Here is a 4671-nt window from a genome sequence, read left to right on the forward strand (position 1 = left end):
CGTGGGTGTAGGAGTATTGAGAGGATCTGTCCCTAGTACGAGAGGACCGGGATGGACGCACCTCTGGTGTACCGGTTGTCGCGCCAGCGGCACCGCCGGGTAGCTAAGTGCGGAAGGGATAACCGCTGAAAGCATCTAAGCGGGAAACCCCCCTCAAAACCAGTGCTCCCTGAAGAGCCGTGCTAGACCAGCACGTCAATAGGTGGCATGTGGAAGCGCGGCAACGCGTGAAGCTAAGCCATACTAATCGCTCGTCCGGCTTGATCATCTCCTTAACGGCGCCGCGCGCAACGGTAATCCCGTGCGTGCCGCCCGGTGCGATACACGGGTTACTCAAGACCTCATCACAATCACGAATAAGGCCGCCCCTACCAGGGGGCGGCCTTATCGCTATGGTATAGTTAACCTTGGGTCTATTTCGGTCGCCGCATCGGCCGGCTACCATTCGCCCTTCCGCAGGATCGGTGTCCGCCCTGCCACGCCAAGGGCGTTACATGACCCTGTCGCCTGATATTCCAGCAAGACCGCCCAAATTCTTTCCCCTGCTGCGCTATGAGGACCCGGCCGCCGCCGTCGATTGGCTGTGCGCCGCCTTCGGACTGAGCCGGCATTTCGTGGCCAAGGACGAGCGCGGGCGCGTGACCCATGCCCAGCTGAGGCTGGGTGAGGATTTGCTGATGCTGGGGCCGGACAATCCTGTCGACCGGTATGGCATGCATAGTCCCCGGGTGCTGAACGGCTTGAACCAGGGCGTGTGCGTGGCGTTGGGCGATGTGGACGCCCACTGCGCCCGCGCCCGTGCCGCCGGCGCTGAAATCCTGACCGCCCCGCACGACACTGACCATGGCGCCCGCGAATATGTCGCCCGTGACCTGGAAGGCCATGTCTGGACCTTCGGCAGCTATTGGGGCGAGCCCTAAGCACCGCCCGCTTTCCCGGCCCTGATCCGTGTAAGACGGACAAGCCGTGAAAGGGCATCAAGATCAGCACCGTTGATTACAACCAGGTGGTGGCGGGGTTCCACGCCGGCGACCTGGCCGGGGTCGAGGCCGCCTGCCGGCGCGCCCTGGGGAAGGACCCCCGTCAGCCGGCCTTCCTGCATGTGCTAGGTCTGGTGGCCCAGGCGCGGGGCCAGTCCGCCATCGCCGCCGAACTGATTGGCGAGGCCCTGGCGCTGAAGCCGGACGACAGCGCCATGCATGGCAACCTGGGCATCGCCCTGGCCAAGCTGGGCCGGTTCGAGGCGGCCGAGGCCGCCTACCGGCGGGCCATCGAGTTACGCCCCGACAACGCCGATGCCCACAGCAATCTGGGGAACGTCCTGCGCCATCATGGCCGCTGGGACGAGGCGGATAGCGAATACCGCCAAGCCCTGGCCCTGCGCCCCACCTTCGCCGAGGCGCACAGCAACCTGGGCAACGTGCTGCGCCAGCGCGACGACCTGGCGGGGGCGGAGGCCGCCTATCGCCAGGCCTTGGCCCTGAAGCCCGCCTATCCCGAGGCGCTCTACAACCTGGGGCACGTCCTGCTGGACCAGGGGCGGACGGCCGACGCCATCGCCCACTATCGCGCCGCCCTGGCCCTGAACCCCGGCCTGGTGGAGGCGCACAACAACCTGGCCAGCGCCTGCAAGGCTTTGGGCGACATGGATGGGGCCATCGCGGGATACCAGGCCGCCCTGGCCATCGATCCGCGCTATGCCGAGGCCCGCTACAACCTGGGCCTGGCCTGGTTGGGCCTGGGCGATTATGCCAGGGGCTGGGCTGCCTATGAATGGCGTTGGGCCAGTCCCGACTTTCGCGCCCATCACCGTCCCTTCGCCCAGAAAACCTGGCGGGGGGAGAATGCGGCCGGCGCCACCGTGCTGCTGCATGCCGAGCAGGGATTGGGCGATACGCTACAATTCTGCCGCTACATCCCCCTGGCGGCGGCGCGCTGCGGCCGTGTGGTGGTGGAGGTGCCGTCGTCCCTGCTGCGCCTGCTGCGCGCCTCCCCCGCCCTGACGGCGACAGGAGCCGTTGAGATCATCGCCCGGGGCGCGCCTTTGCCGGCATTCGACCTGCAGTGCCCGCTGATGACCTTGCCGCTGGCGCTCGACACCCGGCTGGAAACCATACCGGCGACGGTACCCTATCTGGCCGCCCCGGCGATATCCCCGGCAGCCGGGCGCCCCCGGGTGGGGCTGGTGTGGGCTGGTAACCCCACCTATAAGCCCGACCGCCGTCGGTCCTTGACCCGGCCACAGGTCGAGGCCCTGGTAACCGCCTGCCCGATGGTGGACTTCCATAGCTTGCAAAAGGATCCGGACGCCGCCGGCGGCTTGCCGGCGGGCGTTGTCGATCGCATGGAAAGAGTGACGGATTTCGCCGACACCGCGGCGCTGATCCAGACGCTGGACCTGGTGGTCAGCGTTGACACCTCCGTTGTTCACCTGGCCGGTGCCTTGGGGCGGCCGGTCTGGCTCCTGAACCGCTTCGATTCGGACTGGCGCTGGCTGCGCGACCGCGACGACAGCCCTTGGTATCCCACCCTGCGACAGTTCCGCCAGACACGGCCGGGTGATTGGGACGAAGTGCTGGCGCGGGTTATCGCGGCACTGCGGGCCTGGGAAGCCGCCTGAGGCGCGTCCCCGGAGGCAGGCAAGAAAAAAGCCGCCCGGGCTTCTTCAGCCCGGCGGCTTCCTTCAATCCAACACATGCGGTTGGCTGGATCAGGCGGCGCGGTTCAGCTTGCGCACCTTGGCCCACAGGTCCGAGGCCTGGCGGTCCAGGTCGAACATGGAGACCTTGGACGGCTCACGGCCCTGAACGGCGCATTCCAGCAGGAACATGTTGGTCTTCTGCGGGTCCAGCCCGTGCGCTTCGCAGGCGGCGACGAAGGCGGGATCCAGTTCCAGGGTGGACATCGGTTGGCTCTCTAGCGAGGTTGGCGATCGGCACCCCAATCGGGGTACCCTCATAATATCGCAATGCAACATGGCCGAACCAGGGCGATTTCGCATCTGCGGCATGACAAATCGGTGGCCGGCACGCCACGCGCGGCCGCGAACGCGAAACGGGCCGGAAACGCCTTGGTTCCGGCCCGTTCCCCGCGAAAAGCGAAGGGGCGTCATTCCGCCAGCAGGATGGTCCTGGCCGGCACGGTCAGTTTGCGCAGGGTGTTACCGCTGTCGTCATTCTCGAACAGCAGGACATCGTAACCCCACAGGTTGGCCACGTGCTGCAGCACGGACTTGGCGTCCTCCTCCGCCAGCAGCACGCCATTCTGCACCCGGTGTTCCAGGATCAGGCGGCGGTCGCCCGCCAGGTCGACGTCGATGATCTGGATGTCAGGGTCGAGGGAGGAGAAGTCGTACTGTGCCGCCAGCCGCTGGCGCACCCGGCGATAGCCACGCTCGTCATGGATGGCGCCCACGCGATAGACCGATTCGTCGCTGTTGTCGTGCAGGTGGAACAGCCGCATCTTCCGCATCAGGTGCGGGCTCAGGTACTGCAGGATGAAGCTTTCGTCGCGGTAGTTGGCCCAGGCGTCGCGCAAGGCGGCCATGGCGTCGCCGCTGCCGGCATAGCCGGGGAACCAGGTGCGATCCTCCGCCGTCGGGTTGGTCGCGATGCGCTCGATATCCTGCATCATGGCGAAACCCAGGGCGTATGGGTTGATGCCGGAATAGCGCGGGTCGTCGAAGGAGGGCTGGAACACCACGGCGGTATGGGAATGCAGGAACTCCATATAGGCGCCGTCGCTGATCCGCCCCATCTCATGCAGCCGGGTCATGATGCGATAGTGGGTGTAGGTCGCACACCCCTCGTTCATCACCTTGGTCTGCCGCTGGGGGGAGAAGTACTGTGCCACATGGCGGACGATGCGCAGCACCTCGCGCTGCCAGGGGGCCAGGCGCGGCGCCTTCTTCTCCAGGAAATAGAGGACGTTCTCTTCCGGAAGGTCCAGGAGCGCCCGGCGCCGCTCCTCGTCCGATGGCGCCTTCTGGCCCTTCTTGGCCGGCACCGTGCGCCACAGGTCATTGTACAGCTGGCGCTGTATCTCCTGCCGCTCCTGCTCACGCCGGGCTTCGGACTGCAGGTCCAGGCGGCGGCGCGGATAGCGGTGCACGCCTTGGTTCATCAGGGCGTGGGCTGCGTCCAGGGTGCGCTCCACCAACTGCTGCCCATAGCGTTCCTCGCAGCGGGCGATGTAGGACTTGGCGAAGTCCAGGTAGCCCAGGATGCCCTCGGCATCCGTCCACTGCTGGAACAGATAGTTGTTCTTGAAGAAGTGGTTGTGGCCGAACGCCGCGTGGGCGATGACCAGCGCCTGCATGGTGATGGAGTTCTCCTCCATGATGTAGCTGATGCAGGGGCTGGAGTTAATGACGATCTCATAGGCCAGGCCGCGCATGCCGCGACGGTACATGGCCTCGTCCCGGGCGAAGTGCTTGCCGAAAGACCAGTGGCGGTACAGCAGCGGCATGCCGATGGAGGCATAGGCGTCCAGCATCTGCTCGGACGTGATGACCTCGATCTGGTTGGGGTAGACGTCCAGGCCCAGTTCCCCCAACGCGATCTCCTGGATGGCGTCGTGGCAGCGCTTGATGGTGTCGTAGTCCCAGTCGGCCCCGGTGTAGAGCAGGTTGGCGTCATCCGGCGGCGGCACCTTCTCTCCCGGTTCGGCTTT

4 protein-coding genes and 1 rRNA gene are annotated in these 4671 nt (G+C 66.0%); 3 read left to right on the forward strand and 2 right to left on the reverse strand.

Features of this window, described 5'->3' with window-relative positions:
• The 3 genes from I55_RS13300 to I55_RS13310 all read left to right on the forward strand — a co-directional run.
• Positions 1-268 (forward strand): 23S ribosomal RNA (locus tag I55_RS13300); the annotation flags it as partial.
• Between the two features lie 226 nt (positions 269-494).
• Positions 495-920: a VOC family protein gene (locus I55_RS13305; RefSeq protein WP_044561067.1), complete on the forward strand. Its 426-nt coding sequence runs from the start codon at positions 495-497 to the stop codon at positions 918-920.
• Positions 921-1006: 86 nt separating this feature from the next.
• On the forward strand, positions 1007-2620 hold the full coding sequence (locus tag I55_RS13310) for a tetratricopeptide repeat protein (protein WP_044561068.1): 1614 nt from the start codon (positions 1007-1009) through the stop codon (positions 2618-2620).
• A gap of 90 nt (positions 2621-2710) precedes the next feature.
• Here the strand turns inward: I55_RS13310 and I55_RS13315 are convergent, their stop codons facing one another.
• Together I55_RS13315 and I55_RS13320 are read right to left on the reverse strand one after the other, a co-directional pair.
• Positions 2711-2905, reverse strand: a complete 195-nt coding sequence (locus I55_RS13315) for a hypothetical protein (protein WP_044561069.1) — start codon at positions 2903-2905, stop codon at positions 2711-2713.
• Positions 2906-3108: 203 nt separating this feature from the next.
• Positions 3109-4650, reverse strand: coding sequence for a SpoVR family protein (locus tag I55_RS13320; RefSeq protein WP_044561070.1), 1542 nt, complete (start codon positions 4648-4650; stop codon positions 3109-3111).
• Between the last annotated feature and the right edge of the window lie 21 nt (positions 4651-4671).

The organism is Azospirillum sp. B4 (assembly GCF_000333275.1).
GTDB lineage: Bacteria > Pseudomonadota > Alphaproteobacteria > Azospirillales > Azospirillaceae > Nitrospirillum.